Source organism: Halioglobus sp. D3-4 (assembly GCF_055809315.1).
Genome location: NZ_CM147907.1, coordinates 788,987 through 807,049, shown reverse-complemented (window position 1 = coordinate 807,049; position 18,063 = coordinate 788,987). Strand labels below are relative to the sequence as shown.

General features: G+C 53.6%; 19 protein-coding genes and 2 tRNA genes. 8 read left to right on the top strand and 13 right to left on the bottom strand.

What is annotated here, in order from left to right; all coding sequences use genetic code 11:
• Positions 1 to 209: 209 nt before the first annotated feature.
• Positions 210 to 1,205: a YhdH/YhfP family quinone oxidoreductase gene (locus AC0L6S_RS03410; RefSeq protein WP_473427018.1), complete on the top strand. Its 996-nt coding sequence runs from the start codon at positions 210 to 212 to the stop codon at positions 1,203 to 1,205.
• Positions 1,206 to 1,220: 15 nt separating this feature from the next.
• Here the strand turns inward: AC0L6S_RS03410 and AC0L6S_RS03405 are convergent, their stop codons facing one another.
• The 4 genes from AC0L6S_RS03405 to AC0L6S_RS03390 form a co-directional block, all read right to left on the bottom strand.
• Complete coding sequence (locus tag AC0L6S_RS03405) at positions 1,221 to 2,054, bottom strand: tetratricopeptide repeat protein (protein WP_473427017.1); 834 nt, start codon at positions 2,052 to 2,054, stop codon at positions 1,221 to 1,223.
• Positions 2,055 to 2,104: 50 nt separating this feature from the next.
• Positions 2,105 to 3,571, bottom strand: a complete 1,467-nt coding sequence (locus AC0L6S_RS03400; RefSeq protein ID WP_473427016.1) for a purple acid phosphatase family protein — start codon at positions 3,569 to 3,571, stop codon at positions 2,105 to 2,107.
• A gap of 354 nt (positions 3,572 to 3,925) precedes the next feature.
• Positions 3,926 to 4,117, bottom strand: a complete 192-nt coding sequence (locus AC0L6S_RS03395) for a hypothetical protein (RefSeq protein WP_473427015.1) — start codon at positions 4,115 to 4,117, stop codon at positions 3,926 to 3,928.
• Between the two features lie 208 nt (positions 4,118 to 4,325).
• Positions 4,326 to 4,655, bottom strand: a complete 330-nt coding sequence (locus tag AC0L6S_RS03390; RefSeq protein WP_473427014.1) for a hypothetical protein — start codon at positions 4,653 to 4,655, stop codon at positions 4,326 to 4,328.
• Positions 4,656 to 5,041: 386 nt separating this feature from the next.
• Between AC0L6S_RS03390 and mscL the strand changes: the two genes are divergently transcribed.
• On the top strand, positions 5,042 to 5,488 hold the full coding sequence (gene mscL, locus AC0L6S_RS03385; RefSeq protein WP_473427013.1) for a large-conductance mechanosensitive channel protein MscL: 447 nt from the start codon (positions 5,042 to 5,044) through the stop codon (positions 5,486 to 5,488).
• A gap of 59 nt (positions 5,489 to 5,547) precedes the next feature.
• Here mscL and AC0L6S_RS03380 read toward each other — a convergent pair whose 3' ends face one another.
• Complete coding sequence (locus tag AC0L6S_RS03380; RefSeq protein WP_473427012.1) at positions 5,548 to 6,639, bottom strand: ligand-gated ion channel; 1,092 nt, start codon at positions 6,637 to 6,639, stop codon at positions 5,548 to 5,550.
• A gap of 227 nt (positions 6,640 to 6,866) precedes the next feature.
• Here AC0L6S_RS03380 and AC0L6S_RS03375 point away from each other — a divergent pair, with 227 nt between their 5' ends.
• The gene (locus tag AC0L6S_RS03375) at positions 6,867 to 7,184 is read left to right on the top strand and encodes a hypothetical protein (RefSeq protein WP_473427011.1); all 318 of its coding nucleotides are present in this window, start codon (positions 6,867 to 6,869) and stop codon (positions 7,182 to 7,184) included.
• 129 nt (positions 7,185 to 7,313) lie between these two features.
• Positions 7,314 to 7,922: a class I SAM-dependent methyltransferase gene (locus tag AC0L6S_RS03370; protein WP_473427010.1), complete on the top strand. Its 609-nt coding sequence runs from the start codon at positions 7,314 to 7,316 to the stop codon at positions 7,920 to 7,922.
• A 112-nt stretch (positions 7,923 to 8,034) separates the two neighbouring features.
• Here AC0L6S_RS03370 and AC0L6S_RS03365 read toward each other — a convergent pair whose 3' ends face one another.
• From AC0L6S_RS03365 to AC0L6S_RS03350, 4 genes are all read right to left on the bottom strand, one after another.
• Positions 8,035 to 9,369 carry a DEAD/DEAH box helicase gene (locus tag AC0L6S_RS03365; protein WP_473427009.1) on the bottom strand — a complete coding sequence of 445 codons (1,335 nt, stop codon included), beginning with the start codon at positions 9,367 to 9,369 and terminating at the stop codon, positions 8,035 to 8,037.
• A gap of 283 nt (positions 9,370 to 9,652) precedes the next feature.
• Positions 9,653 to 10,069: a hypothetical protein gene (locus AC0L6S_RS03360; protein WP_473427008.1), complete on the bottom strand. Its 417-nt coding sequence runs from the start codon at positions 10,067 to 10,069 to the stop codon at positions 9,653 to 9,655.
• A gap of 77 nt (positions 10,070 to 10,146) precedes the next feature.
• The gene (locus tag AC0L6S_RS03355) at positions 10,147 to 11,901 is read right to left on the bottom strand and encodes a sodium:solute symporter family protein (protein ID WP_473427007.1); all 1,755 of its coding nucleotides are present in this window, start codon (positions 11,899 to 11,901) and stop codon (positions 10,147 to 10,149) included.
• A 21-nt stretch (positions 11,902 to 11,922) separates the two neighbouring features.
• Positions 11,923 to 12,189, bottom strand: coding sequence for a DUF4212 domain-containing protein (locus AC0L6S_RS03350; protein ID WP_473428542.1), 267 nt, complete (start codon positions 12,187 to 12,189; stop codon positions 11,923 to 11,925).
• 56 nt (positions 12,190 to 12,245) lie between these two features.
• On the opposite strand from AC0L6S_RS03350, the gene AC0L6S_RS03345 reads away from it, so the two are divergent.
• Positions 12,246 to 13,115: a hypothetical protein gene (locus AC0L6S_RS03345; RefSeq protein WP_473427006.1), complete on the top strand. Its 870-nt coding sequence runs from the start codon at positions 12,246 to 12,248 to the stop codon at positions 13,113 to 13,115.
• A 75-nt stretch (positions 13,116 to 13,190) separates the two neighbouring features.
• On the opposite strand, the gene AC0L6S_RS03340 is transcribed toward AC0L6S_RS03345, so the two are convergent.
• Positions 13,191 to 13,952 carry an SDR family NAD(P)-dependent oxidoreductase gene (locus AC0L6S_RS03340; protein WP_473427005.1) on the bottom strand — a complete coding sequence of 254 codons (762 nt, stop codon included), beginning with the start codon at positions 13,950 to 13,952 and terminating at the stop codon, positions 13,191 to 13,193.
• 503 nt (positions 13,953 to 14,455) lie between these two features.
• On the opposite strand from AC0L6S_RS03340, the gene AC0L6S_RS03335 reads away from it, so the two are divergent.
• Both AC0L6S_RS03335 and AC0L6S_RS03330 read left to right on the top strand, forming a co-directional pair.
• Positions 14,456 to 14,725, top strand: coding sequence for a hypothetical protein (locus tag AC0L6S_RS03335; protein ID WP_473427004.1), 270 nt, complete (start codon positions 14,456 to 14,458; stop codon positions 14,723 to 14,725).
• 165 nt (positions 14,726 to 14,890) lie between these two features.
• Positions 14,891 to 15,763 (top strand): esterase/lipase family protein, encoded by an 873-nt coding sequence (locus tag AC0L6S_RS03330; RefSeq protein ID WP_473427003.1) that lies wholly within the window; start codon positions 14,891 to 14,893, stop codon positions 15,761 to 15,763.
• Positions 15,764 to 16,154: 391 nt separating this feature from the next.
• On the opposite strand, the gene AC0L6S_RS03325 is transcribed toward AC0L6S_RS03330, so the two are convergent.
• Together AC0L6S_RS03325 and AC0L6S_RS03320 are read right to left on the bottom strand one after the other, a co-directional pair.
• Positions 16,155 to 16,231 (bottom strand) — tRNA-Asp (locus AC0L6S_RS03325).
• A 23-nt stretch (positions 16,232 to 16,254) separates the two neighbouring features.
• A tRNA-Val gene (locus AC0L6S_RS03320) sits at positions 16,255 to 16,330 on the bottom strand.
• Between the two features lie 198 nt (positions 16,331 to 16,528).
• Here AC0L6S_RS03320 and queD point away from each other — a divergent pair.
• Entirely contained in the window at positions 16,529 to 16,885 is a 357-nt protein-coding gene (gene queD, locus AC0L6S_RS03315; protein ID WP_473427002.1) for a 6-carboxytetrahydropterin synthase QueD, read from the top strand.
• A 530-nt stretch (positions 16,886 to 17,415) separates the two neighbouring features.
• Here the strand turns inward: queD and AC0L6S_RS03310 are convergent.
• The gene (locus AC0L6S_RS03310) at positions 17,416 to 18,057 is read right to left on the bottom strand and encodes a TetR/AcrR family transcriptional regulator (protein ID WP_473427001.1); all 642 of its coding nucleotides are present in this window, start codon (positions 18,055 to 18,057) and stop codon (positions 17,416 to 17,418) included.
• Positions 18,058 to 18,063: the final 6 nt, after the last annotated feature.

Below are 18,063 nucleotides of genomic sequence, written 5' to 3'. Positions count from 1 at the left end.
TGGCCGTCGATCGGCTCACAGTTGGCCGCCGCTCCTCCTTACTACGCGAATTCTCTGCGACGTAGAATAGGATACGCGCTCAACCGCACCCCGCCGCGCCTGCTATCTCTAGCGGCAAGCAATACACTGTTCTCCGACAGAGCCGTCTGGTAGATTGAGTCGCCCGCGACTGTCGGCATACACATCACAGCCAGCACGGAGACCAATCAATGGCGACATACAATGCGTTCTACATTCAGGAAAACAGCGACGGCAGCCTGCTGCGCTCGGTGGTACAGCGCGATACCAACGACCTACCCGCCAACGAGGTGTTGGTTAAAGTGCAATATTCCTCACTCAATTTCAAGGACGCGATGTCGGCGCACGGCAACAAGGGCGTGACACGGGAGTTCCCACATCAGGCGGGCATTGATGCAGCAGGGGTCGTCGAGGAAAGTAGCAACAGTGATTTCAAGCCGGGTGACAAGGTGATCGTAACCGGCTATGACCTGGGAATGAATACCGCAGGCGGTCTGGCTCAGTACATACGCGTACCGGCGGCTTGGGTACTGCGCTGCCCCCGCGGCTTGAATCCCAAACGCAGCATGTTATTCGGCACAGCCGGCCTGACCGCACAACTGTGCATCAACAAATTGCAGCGTCTGGGTGTGACACCGGAAAAGGGGCCGGTATTGGTGACCGGTGCCACCGGCGGCGTGGGCAGCATCGCCGTGGCACTGCTGGCCGGTGAGGGGTACGAGGTAGTCGCCAGTTCCGGCAAAGCGGAACAGGCGGGCTTGCTGCGTGAGCTAGGCGCCAGCGAAGTGATAGACCGCGCGGAGTTAAGCGAAGCCAACAGGCGGCCAATGCTGCAGGAACGTTTCGCTGGGGCAGTCGACGTGGTCGGCGGGGATACGCTCAACAATGTGATCAAATCACTGCGGGCCGGCGGCAGTGTAGCCTGCTGCGGGTTGGTACAGTCCCCTACTTTCGAGGCGACCGTACTGCCGTTCATCCTGCGCGGCGTCAACTTGCTGGGCGTGGATTCAGTAGAAATCCCTCTGCCGGCAAAGCAGGCGGCATGGAAGCAACTGGCTCGCAATGCCAAGCTGCCAGCGATTGAGTTACTCAACAGGGAGATATCATTGCAGCAAGTGCCCGCCGCAGTGGAGGAGCTGTTCGGCGGGGGAATGGTCGGTCATACCTTTGTCAAAATGGGACGCTGATACTGCAAGCACCAGTCACAGCGGTTCTGACTGCGCAGTGGACACCGCCCGTTCCTGTAGTTGCTGCGCAGTTTCCATCAACTGCCTGTTAACCGCTGTCTGTCGCCGCGCAGCCAGTTGCTCTTGCGCGACGTCAAGGTAAGGGAGAGCTTCATCGGTGCGTCCTGCGAGCAATAGCAGTTCCGCAATCTCAAGCTGCCACTGCGGCGTCGCGCGCAGTTTCTCATCGAGCAATGCCATGCGCTCAATGGCGCCCTGATAGTTGTCTCGCTTGATCTCCAAATCAATGGCGTAACGCTGCAGACTGGAAACCTGCCCACGCTCCATTATTCGTTTGTCCAGTAACGACAATGCTTCATCGATTCCGCGCAGCGGCATATCGGCCATCAGCCGGGCGGCGGACAGATAGTAGCCGGGGTCCAGCGTGTCATTCACACGCATCAAGGTTTCGTAGTCGGCCAGCGCGAGTTGGTTCTCACCACTATCGCGCAGCAATCGAGCGCGATAGCTCAGCGCCGACCAATGTGTTGGGAATGCGCGGAGGTATCGATCAAAGTAGGGCCGGGCCTCGGTGTATTGTTTCTGCCGGTACAGCAGCACGCCGTGGATGTAGGCAGTCTCTGCCGGGTCGCCCCGGGATTCAGCCCAGCGCACATCCGCCAATGCCAGTTCAGGCTGGTTGTTTTCCATATAGGCTAGTGCGCGCTGCAGCCGCAGCACCAGGTTCTTGGGGTTTTGCTCGACCTTGTATGACAGCGACTGGATACGCTCAGCAACACCTGCATCCGCCCACAGCAGCGGGGGCGACAGTATCGCCAGTATGATGATCGCTCCCTGAAATAATTTCATCGTTTAAGCCCAGGCACACTAGATGGGCAGCCCAGTCACACAGTACTCCGCTAACGGGTCATCACAAATGAATCCAGAACCGCGCCATTGACATCCACAAAACTGGCCTCCAGACGGTTCTCATCGAGATCGATCACCACCGAGCCCAGTTCCAATTGGCTGAAAAAATTTGCCGGGTGGGGAAAACCCTCGGTTGTATAGGTTATCTTGCCACCGTTGCCCGCGACAGTGTAAACAACTTTATCGTCAAGCCCATTGCGGGCGATCTGGCTATAGGCCTGATCACCCTGTCCCGTAGCGGGCATATTCACAGCGTTCTGCTCAGCCATGGTGGTCGCATCAAACGAGTCCGACAGACCTGTATGTCCATTGATGTAGTATGAGCGCTCGTAAATGTGGCTGTGCCCGGCGTAAGCCAGATCAACACCATACTGTTCAAAGATCGGCGTAAACTCCTCTCGGATCGCAAAGATAGGCTGATCGATACCGCCGAGTTCGCTGTCTGAATCGTGACTGCCCTTGGTATACGGTGGGTGGTGATAAATCACGATTGTCCAATCCTGATTGTTGGACATAAGATCATCCTTGAGCCACTGCATCATGGCTGCTCGGCTATCCGCATCACGAATCGAGAGTTGTGAATCGAGACTCACAACATGCACGTTGGCATAATCAAAGGAGTAATACTGCTCCGTTCCAGAGGACAAGCCACCGACCTCCGCATTCGTGGGCAGTGTAAAGATATTGAGATACGGCATGGGGCTGTCGGGTGCCGGATCTGGTCCGCCATTGGAACCATCGCCCAGCACCATATAATCGTTCGGGCTGGTCGAGGACGAAATTCCAATACTCCCCATCTCATGGTTGCCGATAGTGGGCCACACCGGCGTTGTAGCCAGCACTTCGGTGTACACGTCAAAGACCGCACTCTGATGTTCCATATCTGTGCCCTGATCGTAGGCATTATCGCCCAGCATTAAAAACAGGTCGGCCGGCTCATCGCCCTGGTTTTTAGCAAAGGTCATAAAACCATCGCGCACGTAAGCTGACTCAGGCTTGCCAGTACCACCCACCCCCGAATCACCGACTATCCAGATTCGGGTATTACCATCAGCAGGTAGTTCACCAGGCGGCGGCGCAGTGCGAAAATGATGCGCCTCGTCGGCAACACCAGCGCCTCCCACTGAGTAGTAATAGATGGTGTCAGGCTCAAGCCCACTCAACAACACCTCACTGTGTCCAGTAGCAGTGACAGTGGCCTGAGTCCTGCTATCCGCCGGCAACGCGGCTATATCCGTACCGAAGCAAACATTGTCCGCCTCCGCTCCGCCATCGGCGTTGCCGCGCCACTTGATGATGACACTGTCCGAACTCAGCTGCTGCAGGAACAGCCGTACAGCTTCCACTGCTGTTCCGGTACAGTTGGTCGAAGCATTATTACCGTCATTGTTGTTATTGCTACAGCCTGTCAGCACCAGACTGCTACTGACCAGCACAGGAATTATGAATTTGATCATCTGGCCGCCTCTGCACATTGCTTATTGTTAGAATACGGCCACCAGCATAAGTGATCCATACAGCGCTGCGCAATAGCACGGATTTACAAGTCTCTGCGGAGGTTTCGCACCCTCAGCACAATCGAGAGCCCTCAGCACAATCCAGAGCCTTCGGCGAAACCAAGAGACTCAGTGCAGTGGAGAGCCTCCGGCAAAGCCGGGAGCACTGCGCCGAATTGAGCGCCTTCAGCGGCATCAAATAGCACAGTGAGATTAGAGGCCCTCGACGTGAGCCCAGCCCGTCGTCAGGAGGCGAAACTCGGCCCTTGGTCAACTGCTATATAAAACTAAAATTTGCAGGCTCCGTCCCTTCCGTCACACCACCCGGGTACCGCGAATGGGCACCGGCTTGCCGCGTCGTGATTTCCATTCAGCCAGCGCAACCAGCAAACCGACCAACAGCCCTTTCGCCGCGCCAATATAGACACCGCCAGGTGTCATAAACAGCAGTGCAAGGACATACCCCGCCACCGTACACAACATCAGTATGCGAATGTAATTAAACAATTTACCCCTCCCCTCGCCCAGGCTCTTGAAGACCCTTCTTAAGGCGTTTTCCAGCGCAATGGATTGTGTAGCGCTTAGGGGTATTTAGGCCTGCGCTACGTGCAGCGTCAACGGATTACTGGAGATAAGTAGAGAAAATCACTGAAGTATGAGACCTGCTAGACGTTTTCAGAACAAGAGCGCAAAACAATTCGACACTTCTGCGGCACTAGCGCAACTGGCCAAGAGGCAAATCGTCCGCGCGTCGGCCGCTGCTTATCCGGCGCTCACTGTGACCGATAGTTGTGTAAGCATTGGTTAAAGTATCGTAGTGGGCGCGTCGGTCACCGTCCGTATCCCGCCTGTCCGGGTGGTGTACATAGGTGCAGGTGCACTTACGCGATGCGCAATCGGTAACGGGGATATGCGGCACCTCTTTCAGCAAAAATCGGGTACCTGCCAGCGCTCTTGCCCGTTCACATGCGCCGTCTGCAACAACAATTTCAGCGGCCCTGTAGGAGGCCTTCTGGCCGCCACTCTTACCATGCTTTTCATACACTCTCGCACGTGTTCGCCGCGCAACTTCCATTGAACTTTTAGTTGGCTTACTTTTGAATATCCCGAAAATACCTGACAGTAAAGTCACGGCTTTTGACGTTTTCTTCATGGTCGACTGTCTGAGTGAGAGACCTCCCCAATTGCCACCTTCGGTGGTGTGAGACGGGCTGCACCAATGTATTGCTGCATGCCTACGCGATCACTTTATATATAGTCCAGTTTCGCCGATCCTTCAACCCGCGGAAGCGCCGGAGCCGCAGTCGGGAACCGCGCGGAGAATGCCCCAAAGCGGTTCGGTTGAGAAATTGACATTCCTGCGTAAGTGGACAATGCTTGAGTTAAACTACACTGGCACACACAATAAAATGACCCGCTGAGGATTAGATTATGCTCGAAGAATTCAAGAAGTTTGCAATGCGCGGCAATGTCGTTGACATGGCTGTCGGGATCATCATCGGCGGAGCCTTTGGAACGATTGTCAAAAGCCTCGTCTCCGATGTAATAATGCCGCCTATTGGGCTGTTGCTTGGCGGCGTAGATTTTTCTGATCTGTTTGTCACGCTTAAGGAAGGCGCTGTTGCCGGCCCCTACGCCACACTCGCAGCAGCACAGGAAGCCGGCGCTGTCACCATCAGCTATGGCTTGTTTATCAATTCAGTGATCAGCTTCCTCATTGTCGCCTTTGCTGTCTTTTTACTGATCAAGGGAATCAATAATTTGCAGGCTGAAGAACCCGAGCCCGAAGAGGAAGTCACGACCAAGAAGTGTCCATTCTGTGTGACTGAAATCGCGATCGAGGCAACACGCTGCCCGAACTGCACATCCACACTCTGAGAAGTTCCTACCCGCCTCAGTGGTAAAGCTACAGAGCGCGCTGGCAAGTGCGCGCCTCGTTAGCCGTGCTGGAAATAAAAGTAATTGAACACCAAGCCCAGCGTATAAACAATCGGGAATGCCCAGTGCGCCGCGGTATCAATACGTTTGGCCACATCGCGATGCCCTCGTTTCCACAGGCTGTTGACCAACAGGCTCTCATAGATGCAAAGGCACATCACGATAAAGGAGTACAGCAGCACCGCATCCGTGAAGGTAAAATAGGAAATTCGCGGCATACTTCCATCGATCAGGAACTGGTAGGCAACGATGGTCAGTATCCCGATAAAAGCCACATTGAGGCGGTCGGCCAGATTTTCGATATCCATCCAGAATACGGCCCACATCAGCGACACCAACAGCACTAGTGGAAACATGACTTTCCAGAGCATATTGGAGGACTTCCGCTCCAAGGTAATCGTCATAGTAACCTCGGAGAACTCGGCCTTACTGCCGTAGTATCGAAAGTCGGCAAACCCGGCTTTGAGATCCAGATTGCGCAGATCCCACTGCGCTATATTCACCTTCTTATTCACCTCGGCATATTCCTCTGTGGCGCCCAATACATTCTGATCTACCACCAGTTTGACCTGATCGCTGTAATCACCGAAGGAAATAATAGAGGCCTGCAGTGTCTGCACATCGAACGGAAAGCTTTGCAGCGCCATAGGTGTCTCCAGCGTGACATTACGCTGGTCTTTATAGCGCACGGTACCGTCAGCTCTCACAGTGACACGCATTGCGTTGATGTCACCGTTGCCTATTTCATTGACGATCAGTAGCTGCGGCCACCAACCCGTAAACAATTCATTAAACTGAAACTCTCCCTGGAAGAGTTTGTAATCGCTACCCTCTGCGCTAGCGTCAAACTCCAATCGCGGGTCCTGCCACTCGGCGATCACGATAATTTCAGCCTGAAACGCCTCTTCCACCTCATCCATATCGATTATGTCAGCGAGAAAAATTCCCAGCTTGACCTCGGTGGGTGAACCCGGGGGATTCGGCATGCCGGCATCAAATGCCTGCACCGCTTGCGTGTAGTACATTGTCAAAAGGAAGACACCCGTTAACGCCAGGTGGAGGCGGGTAAATGCAGTAAATTTCTCTGCCATGACATATCCCAATGATAGCTGTTTGTTGTGTTCCCAAGAGTGGCGACGAATTATGACTCAGATACGGCCTGAGTGCTGCCCTTTGTTACCCGCTCTAAGCCATGTTATGGAGCAACATGCACTGCACGCAATACCATGATGGTACGAATCACTACTCGGCGCCTGCGCTGTGTGTTAGATTTGTGTGAGATCACGTCAACTAGTTATCGCGCAAGCGGAGAGAGAATATGAGAAGTGCTCTATTATTGCTTTGCCTGTTCGCACTGCCGACGGTCGAAGCTGTCGCTACCTGTAAACTTGAAAATCAGCGCGAGGTGCATGTAGGTACCAGTACTGGTGTTGCCGGCGAATGCTCCAACAGCGGCGCCGCCTTAAGCTGTTTCAGTGATGGCAAGAATACGGAAAGATTGAGTTGTGAAGGCCCGCAGGGCACTTACAGCGGCCCGGATATGCAAGCACTGATAGCAAGTGCCTGCGGCTGCAATGCCTCTTCAGAAGCTGGCAACGAAGCGACCGATCAACTGCAACAGGCAATAGAGAACTAACAGCACGATTTCACCATGCGCCGGGGGCAGCACCCGGCGAGTCGCCAGAATAGTCTCACCCTTTTGTACTTTAGCCCGTGCTTACCCTAGAATACCCAACCCCAACCCTTAACCACCGAGACCAAGTTTGTGGCCAAGCACACCAAGAAAGTTCGCGACCTTATTATTCTGACAAAAAGACATCCAGATATTAAAGCTTTGATGCAGGAAAAAAGCGCACCTGAAATCCACGGCACCAAGGTCTGGGCTTCAAGCTATTTCGTCATGGATTTTCTCGATGACAACCCCCCTCCAGAAAACTCCTCTATTCTGGAAATTGGTTGCGGCTGGGGAGTACTCGGTTTGTACTGTGCCAAAAAATTCAAAGCAAAGGTGTTGGCCACGGATGCAGATAAACGGGTATTTCCATTCCTGAAGCTGCATGCCAGGGAAAACAACGTAAAAATTAAGACAAAAGTCAGCCGCTATGAAGAGATAAGCAATGCTGTACTGGCCAAACAGGACATCATCGTCGGAGGCGATATCTGTTTCTGGGACGAACAGGTAGACGCCCTGTATGACACGATCAAGCGCGGCCTGAAGAATGGCGTGAAGACAATCATCATCGCCGACCCCGGGCGCCCCACATTTCATGATCTGGCGCAGCGCTGCAAACAGGATTTCAGGGCGTTTCTGGTGCCCTATGGTGTTTCCGACCCAGCGAACTACGATGGCTACTTATTGATAGTGAGTAATTAGGCCTGCAAAAAACAATGGCAGGCCCCGCGAATGGGCACCTGCCGGCGTAATTAATCGCTACAACAACACGGCATCCATGCCCGCTGTAAATCACTGCTTTTTCGGGTCATGCTCAGCCGGCGCGTCGGTTACCACCGCCGGAATGCGCACGCGCCCTCCCCGAGCGATCACCATGCCCACCCGGCTTGCCGCCACCTGCTGCGCGGCTGTTGCCGCGAGCTCTATTCCCGCTATTACCGCGGTTCCCGCCATTGCTACGCCCGCGACCACCACCGCCCCGACCATTTACAATTGGCTCGGCTTTGATGGATGGGTCGACGTCATATCCAGGCAGATTGACCTTTTGGATCGGCGAGCCCAGCAGCTTCTCAATATCTCGAAGCAGTTTTAGCTCATCCACACATACCAGCGATATCGCGTGGCCTTCCTGGCCGGCCCGCGCCGTTCGCCCGATACGATGCACATAGTCTTCGGGGATATTCGGCAGCTCAAAATTCACCACATACGGTAATTTGTCGATATCGATTCCGCGCGCGGCAATATCCGTGGCCACCAGTACCCGCACTGTCCCGGCTTTAAAATCCGCCAGTGCTTTTGTCCGTGCACCCTGGGACTTGTTCCCGTGTATGGCTGCCGATGTAATACCGTCTTTACCGAGTTGCTCTGCCAGCTTATTGGCGCCGTGTTTGGTTCGGGTAAATACCAGTACCTGCTGCCAGTCTTCCTCACCAATCTTCTGCGACAACAACTCGCGCTTGCGGTGCTTGTCTACCGGATAGACCACCTGGCTCACCAATTCCACCGCAGTGTTTTCTGGCGTCACCTGTATTTGTTCGGGCTCGTGCATGAATTCAGCAGATAAGGCTTTGATCTCGCGCGAAAACGTCGCGGAGAACAACAGGGTCTGTCGCTTGTTGGGAATCACTTTGAGTATTTTGCGAATATCGCGGATGAAACCCATATCGAGCATTCGATCCGCTTCATCCAGAATCAGAATTTCAATTTTTGACAGATCGATACTGCGCTGCTGCACATGATCGAGCAGACGGCCCGGTGTTGCTACGACGATATCAACGCCCTTGATCAGCTTCTGTTTCTGCGGGTTGATACTTACACCACCGAAAACAACCGCTGAGCGAAACGGCAGGAACTGCCCGTAGTCGCGCACGCTTTCATGCACCTGTGCGGCCAGTTCACGGGTAGGTGTCAACACCAGCACCCTGGGGTGCCGCTTTTGTCCTTCATCATGCGTCTCTTGTAACCGCTGCAGGACTGGAAGTGTAAAGCCGGCTGTTTTACCGGTGCCCGTCTGGGCGCCCGCTAACAAATCCCTGCCTTTAAGTACGATAGGTATTGCCTGTTCCTGAATGGGTGTTGCTTCTGCATAGCCCTGTTTTTCGACAGCACGCAGCAGTTCGGCCGACAGGCCGAGGTTTTTGAATAACATGTATATGTAACTCCTGAATCTCTCGATATGAGAGCGCCTGACCAGAATGCGCGGCAGTAAAATACCGGAGAATGGTTCGGTCCAGGCTTGAAATACTAAGTGGAATCGACCGTCACAGTGTATGAGACCGATGCGAGGTGCAGACCGAAGTGCACCCGGGAGCGCACTATACCAGAGGTACTGGTAAAAGATAGGGCGGAAAGTACACCCTCAGACACACCCGTGATACCTGCGCCGCAGCTGCGTGCCTCTGTTCGCATCGACAGACAGGCAATTTACTCCGTCAGGGCTGCGACTCGCTTTGGAGAAACGCCGTGCCGGTCTCAGCAAAGTACGTGCTGAGCGAGGCACTCAATACCAGACGAATGCGATGCGTGGGACCGGGACGAATGGCCAACGGCAACACCCAGCGCCTCGCACCACCCTGCACACGCTGCATTGATTGCGGGGCCGGGTCAGTATCCGCGGGACCGAGACTCAGAACTGCGCCCGCCAGCGCATGCGAGGCGTCCAGTTGCAGCAATTGCCCGTCGGCGCTTTCCCGATAGACAAGCCTGGCCCTGAACTCAACATTTTCAAGATCACAGGTTCCGCTGGCATATCGACAATTGCTTTGCGCCTGCAATGGATAGGAATGCCCTGCCCTGGCGGGCTCCGGGTTTTCGGCGCCCAATCGGCCGACCACCGTCCAGGCCAGCATGGCGAGAATCGGCGCGACAACAAGGGCGATGAGGAAATGCCTATTAATGGCCGGAATGCTCCTTCAACGTGATACCTCTAAGGTTTGTCGTGTATCACAAGCTCCAGATCGTGTGCGAGCGGGGCATGGTCTGGCGTGCGAATATTCTCAACCAACTGTTGCACCGCCAGTGGCGGCGCGGCAGTGACACGCGAGACGGCAAACGCCACTGCAAAGTTTACCAGTGCACCTACGCCACCAAACGCATTCGGTTCGATTCCCAGAAACCAGTTGGCGGGTCTTTCCCCGAGAAATGCCGTACCCGGAATGAACATAATGCCCTTATGCTGGAATACATAGAATAGAGTAATACTGATACCCGAGATCATTCCGGCAATCGCGCCTTCGCGGGTCACACGCAATGAGAAAATACCCATCATCAGCGCTGGAAAAATGGAGGAGGCTGCCAACCCAAACGCCAGTGCCACCGTGCCGGCGGCGAACCCCGGTGGATTCAAACCCAGATAACCGGCGCCGGCAATGGCACAGGCCATGGAAAGGCGGCTGGCCAGTAGCTCCTGCTTCTCGCTGATGCCGGGAAACAGCATGCCTTTGAGCATATCGTGAGAAATCGCAGAGGCGATGGCCAATAGCAATCCGGCTGCAGTAGACAGCGCCGCCGCCAGCCCCCCCGCCGCCACGAGAGCAATCACCCAGTTGGGTAGTCGCGCAATCTCGGGGTTGGCCAGCACCATAATATCCTGGTCCACCTTAGTCAGTTCATTGTCTGCGGGGTCGGCTGTGTAGGTGATACGGCCATCGTTATTCTTGTCCTCGAAAGCCAGCAATCCAGTCTTCTCCCAGTTCTGGAACCACTGCGGACGCTCGTCAATGGCCAGATACTGCCCCGGCTCGGGCTCCATCGTACTGATCAGGTTGAGTCGCGCCATGCCGGCAACCGCTGGTGCAGTCGTATAAAGAATGGCGATGAACACCAGCGCCCACCCCGCTGATGAGCGGGCATCCTTGACACTGGGCACGGTAAAAAACCGGATGATGACATGTGGCAGCCCCGCCGTCCCTATCATCAGAGACAGGGTGAACGCGAACATATTGAGCCCGCTGAGGCGCACGTCAGAGGTATATTCCCTGAAACCCAATTCGGTGACCACCTGATCCAGCCGGTCGAGCAGATAGACATTCGAGTCGACCAGCGTGCTACCGAGCCCCAGTTGCGGAATCACATTGCCGGTCAGCTGCAGGCTGATAAAAATAACCGGAATCGTGTAGGCCAGTATCAACACGCAGTATTGCGCTATCTGTGTATACGTGATGCTCTTCATGCCGCCGAGTACCGCATAGAAGAAGACGATTACCATGCCCACGTAAAGGCCGGTGTCGTATTCGACTTCCAGAAATCGGGAGAACGCCACACCCACACCTTTCATCTGCCCGATGACATAGGTAACGGAGCAGATAATCAGACATACGACAGCGACAGCGCGAGCCGCCTTGGAATAATAACGGTCGCCGATAAACTCGGGCACAGTAAACTTGCCGTACTTGCGCAGGTAGGGTGCGACCAGCATGGCCAAAATCACAAAACCACCGGTCCAGCCCATCAGAAAGACACTGCCACCATAACCCATAAAGGCGATCATGCCGGCCATGGAGATAAAAGAAGCAGCCGACATCCAGTCTGCGGCTGTCGCCATGCCATTGAGGACCGGGTGGATGCCACCGCCGGCTACATAGAAATCCCGGGTGGTAGCTGCTCGGGTCCAGAACGCTATCCCGATATAGAGCGCAAAACTCGCCCCGACTACAAGATAGGTAAGAGTCCGAAGGTCCATCGTGTAAGCTCCTAATCTGCGCTACTCATCTTCCACACCGAACTCGCGATCCAGTGCGGCCATTTTTTTCGCGTAGTAGAAGATCAATGCAACAAAGACATAAATGGAACCCTGCTGCGCAAACCAGAAACCCAGCTTATAACCACCAACCTGAACATGATTCAGTACATCCACCAGCAGGATGCCACATCCAAAACTGACGACGAACCACACCATTAGCAATTTAATCACCAGTGATATATTCCGTCGCCAGTATTGCCTGGCTCGCGCTTGAGATAATCGCGGCACAACACTCTCCCTGCCCTTGTTATTGTCGGCACTACTATAGTTGGATTCCACGCTCGATGCATCCCACACCGCGGTGCAACGGTATCTATACAGGACCGGCCAGCAACCTGAATCCCGCAACAATAGCCGACAAAGTTGTATTGTATGCAATTGCCTTTGTTGCTATTTTCTTTTTGGGAACCGGCGCATATCGTCGTCAGCAACTGGAGATCGAACACATGACCACAGCAAAGAAAAAGACACCCAGCAAGAGAAAAGCACCTGTCAGGAAAAAAGCACCGGTCAGCAAGCGGGCACCGGCAAAAAAAGTCGCTGTGAAAAAGTCAGATGTCAGCGGTTTTTTCAGCAATGCATTCAGGGAAGCGTGGGATCAACTGGACGAATGGGTCGATACGGCCAAGTTGAAAGCGAAGGAACTGGCGGCGGAAGAAAAACTACAGCAGAAAAAGGCAGAACTCGCTATCAAAGCTGAAGTCGACCGCGCCAAGCATCTTGCAGATCAGGCAGAAAAATGGATGAGTGACCGTATCAAGTCCGACACCAAAAAAATCAAAGCCTATGAGAAAAAGCTGAAGAAGCAACTCCGTGCAGCCGAGAAAAAACTAAAGGCACAGGCGAAAGCGGCCGAAAAAAAGGCGAAAAAGCAGGGCAAGGAGCTGACAAAAAGCATTCAGGAGATCACCGAAAAAGTAACGCCTACGGCCAAGCCCAAAGCCAGGGCTAAAACAACATCGAAGGCGAAAGCGAAGACGAAGACGGCACCGAAAAGAAAAGCAGCTCCAAAGAAAAAAACGCCACCTAAGGCCAAGGCGGCTCCGAAAAGGAAAACTGCACCGGTAAGAAAGACGGCTCCGAAAAGTAAAGCTGCGACAAAAAGAGCTGTTGCGACGACTAGAAAGGCGAGGACAGTCGCTGCGAAAAAATAATCGCGGCTTGGATGCATAAAAAAGCCCGGCAGGATTTCTCCTGCCGGGCTTTTTTGTCTTCTACTATGATGACGGCTAGAACTGCACCCGCTTGGTAAACCCACCGTCGACTACCAGGTTCACGCCGGTGATAAACGCTGCAGCAGGGCTCGCAAGGAAGACCACCGCATTGGCCACCTCTTCAGGTGTGCCGAGCCGACCAGTCGGCGATGATGCAACCGTGCTATCATAAATGTCGGTAGCGTGGTTTTTGATCATATCCCAGCTGCCGCCATCGACAAATGTGGGGCCTGGAGACACCGTATTCACGCGCACACCGGCACCCGCTACCGACTGGCTCAACTGCGCGCCATACGTGATCAACGCGGCTTTCATTGCGTTGTAGGGCTGTGGCATCAGGAAGGTTTCCACAGCAGCAGTGGAACTCATCAGAATGATAGAACCGGCATCGGACTTTTCCAGATAGGGCAATGCCTCTTCAATACCGCGCGTGGTGCCCAGGATGTCGGTTTCGAGGTTATTGCGCCAGCCCTCTTCACCCATGACGCCACCACCGGCACTAGCCATTCCGATGAAGATATCGATACCACCGAGTTCCTCTGCCGCCTTGCCAATCCAGGCGCGATAAGCGGCGTCATCGGTGACATCTACAACCGCGCCTGTGGCCTTGACACCTTTGGCAGCCAGCGACGCCACAGCTTCATCAATGTTCTCCTGATTGCGGGCACAAAGCGCGACGTTTGCGCCCTCCGCTGCCAACAGTTCAGCGCAGGCTCGGCCGATACCCCTGGCTCCACCGACGATGACTGCGTTCTTACCATTCAGATTGAGATCCATGATTCCCTCTCGTTTGAGTTATGTACGCCATTTGGCCTGGACGAATGATAGTAACTGAATGAGAAAAAAAAACAATCAAGCTGGCTTGTATTATTCAAGATGCCGGTCCCGACGATGACACGCCATGTAAAGAAAGGACACAACCCTACCCACAGATACCCAGAGGGGCCGGCGGCCGGAGAACGCTTCAGCAAATCAACGTCCTGTCGGTAACCGGCGACTTCAGACAATACAGGCAACAGCCAATAATGACTGATTGGGTTGTGTCCGTTTGTAGCGATTACGTATGCTGTTGAAATATTTACATGCCATTCGATACTCAACCGCCTGTGGTACAGCCAGCATCAACAGTCACACCACTGCCGCAGGCGCTGTCTTCTGGCACAACAATTGCGACACTCAACACAGAGGAAAGGTATATAACTGTGAACTGTCAGCTGCGATGACAGGAAGGTAGATGCACTTTGCCCAGTAACCCTGCTCACGCACAGAGGAGTGCATACATGGAAACCCCCGATATCACTGATATGACGTCAAAACCTGCCATGTATTTTGCCTGTCCCGAAGACATTGTCGAAAGCGAGCGGTTACAACCGGCCGACAAAATTGCCGCGCTAAGAGAGTGGGAGTTCGACGTCCGGCAACAAGCGGTGGCCACTGAAGAAAATATGGGCGCCACTGCCGCCGTGACGCTGCAGGACGTTCACAACGCTATGCGTGCGCTGGGACATGAACCGGACACCGACACTTCGCCCGGAGGCAAGGCGGGATAAACTGGCCGGGCAGTTGTCCGTAAAGTCACAGAAAATTGTGGGCACCATTAGTCTGCACGGCTTCGATACACGCCGCCACTAGTGCACCCGACGCGAGGAATTTGCGCTGGACCGGGCAGTAGGCGTCAAATACACTGGACCCATAATTAATAAGAGGTTCCAGTTATGAATTTATCCCCCACCAAGGCGTTACTCAGTCTGTTGTTTACCCTAGCCGTTGTCAGCGGCTGCAAAGACAACCCCACCATTGCCGAAGCATGTGTTGCCGGTCCCAAGGCTGGCAATCCGGTGATTATTGTAGGTGGCACCTTCAGTCCGGCCATTGCCAATGAACTATTTCTCGGCAATGCTATACAGGCTGAGGGCCATACGCATTGTGTACTGGAGCTGAAAGGTACGGAGGAACTCGGTGACCTTCCCGGCACGATGAATATTCTGGTATCGGCTGGTGCGTTGAAGCTTTTTGTTGACGACGTGCTGGAATGGTCAGGTGCCACAGCCGTCGATCTGGTAGGGCACTCACAGGGTGTGCTGGCGGCGCGCTCCTACATCAAGGATTTCGGCGGAGCAGCACACGTGGGGAAACTGGTGTCGCTGTCGGGGCCGAACTCCGGTGTCGATTCTATTCCGTTACTGGATTTTTTCATCGGACCGGTACTCGGCGCCTTCGGTGTCGACTGTGAGGAAGTCGCACCGTGCGTGCAAATGCAGATAGGCTCGGACTTTATCACCGACCTCAACGCCGGCGACATGACCCCTGGAAACGTGGAGTACTTTGCTTTCTATACGAATAACGATGAACTGGTCTGGTATTGGGACGAAGGGCCATTTGGCATCCCGTTCGTAAATTATGACAATGCCAAACTCGGGCCAGGCGCCACCAATATTGAAATCGGCCAGATGTGCCCGTTCCGTATTGTCGGCCATCTGGGCATGATCGCAGACCCTGTGCCCATCCACATGACACTGGATGCACTGGCGGGCAGAAGTATTTCAGTGCCGTTCTTCACCTGCTGGCTGCCGCCTGTCGTTATCTAGGGCAAGGTACAATCCTAAGCTGCGTTCTACATTGCTGAACGGCGATACAGACAGCGCCTGTTAGATCATGTCGCAGAGCTGACGCTCTAAAATGTTCTAACTCATTCGCAACAACGCAGAGCGGATGGTACCCGCTATGAATTCAGTAATGATGAACTTTCGACAGAAGTAGTTTAAAGCCGTGTATCTGGAAGGTATGGGGAATGTGCAGGCTATCGGACAAATCAACCTGTCGCGCGCCATATAGCCACACCAAGACGCCTGACAACCTTCTGACTACAGCTTTACTGAAAAAAACCGGACGCCAATGCCAAAGCGCACAATGGAGGGACAAACACATACCCCAGAAACGACGAAACCCCTATAAAAATAGAGGTTTCACGATAATAAATGGCGGAGCGGACGGGACTCGAACCCGCGACCCCCGGCGTGACAGGCCGGTATTCTAACCAACTGAACTACCGCTCCACGGTAGAAAACTCTCGGTAAATTGGTGGGTGGTGACGGGATCGAACCGCCGACCCTCTGCTTGTAAGGCAGATGCTCTCCCAGCTGAGCTAACCACCCCAAAAACCGAGAACGCGCATTATAGAGATTCTGGTTGAGCGGTCAATGCCTGGCCCGATAAATTGCAAAAAAAATAGAAATATTAAAAGCCGTTGATTTTAGTAGTAAAATCGATTGGACAATCCCTGACCAAGCGCGCAACAACGACAGCGGTAGAGACCTCCTGTTATTTCACGCGCAACCATCGAGTAAACCCTAATGGAAATCTACAAAGAATTTCACTTTGAAGCCGCGCATCGCCTGCCCAATGTCCCGGAGGGACACAAGTGTGCGCGACTGCATGGCCACTCCTTTCATGTCCGCTTGGTGGTGTCCGGCGATGCGCCCGAGCCCGCGGGCTGGGTGATGGATTTCGCGGAACTGAAAACGGCCTTCAAGCCGCTGTACGACCAACTGGATCACCACTACTTGAATGATGTTCCCGGCCTGGAGAACCCGACCAGCGAAAATATCGCCAGGTGGATATGGCACAGACTCAAACCTGCTGTTCCGCTGTTGTACGAAGTGGAGATTCGCGAGACCTGCACCAGTGGCTGCGTGTACCGCGGGGACTAACTTTTCTTCATCTGGTCGTAACATTATGACAGCGACACACGCATAAATCCCCGCTCTGTAAAAATGCGGTAACATAGCGAAAACTACTTGACGAACGCGCAGAGACTACACAATCAGTACTTTTGCAATCTGCCTGGGTAACGTTACCGCTCTTCACACCCCAAGTTGTTTCCAAATCAGTTGCGAAAGTTACTTGAAGTAGCACTATCACAAATGTTATGCACACCATGCACAGCGCAAGTCTGTTTCACGCAGTTAGCTTTTTCTTTGCATTTAAATACTCACATTATCGATATAACTATATGTTTTTTATAGATATTGCCGGATTGTATGTTTTTTGACCAATCTGTGACGTAGTACCGTATGACGGGTCTTGAGGGCTACCTGAACAATTTATTCACGGAGTTATCCACAGTTTCTGTGGAAAAATGATGACAGCGTAAAGTGTTACAGAAGCGCTCGGTTAGGAAACAAAGTTACTCATAGTTGCACCGCCCCGGCTGGCTTAATTGAGCGTTACAATACCGAATTCAGCGCACGCCAACGCACAGCACTGGTAGCAGATAATCTCTCACTGCATTGCGAGATTTGAGTTCTACCCCCATTTTTGGAAACATTACCAGCGATACTGCCATCCGCACGATAAGGTCCGTCATAAAATCAACACGGACTTGCTCACCTATTTCTCCCGCCTCCTGCGCCATGCGCACATGAGGCGGCCAGAATGAGAGGCTGCGCTGGTAAAAATTCCGGTCCAGAAACATCATCGCCAGTGTCTCTGGCTCGACCTCGGCCAGCGACGCGAAGATACCCGTCTGCATATCCTTACGGCCAGCCATTACCGAGAGCGTGACTTTATCTACCAGGGTGCTCTCCTGGCCCAGTTGTTCCTCGGTGTGATTGAGGAAACGCTCCTGCTGTCGCCTGATGATACCTTCAACCAGTTCTTCCTTGGTCCTGAAGTAGCGATAGATTGAACCGCGGGACAACTTGCCAACTCGCGCCACCTCGCCCATGGATGTGCGGCGGATACCAAAGCGCTGGATACACAGTTCACCTGCATCCAGTATTCTGATGACCATCGGATCGTCATAGTTCAGAGCGTTAAACTGCATTTCCGACATTGTGTCCAGCACTGCCTTGACCATTGATGAGTATTGAACAATAATCATTTTTTG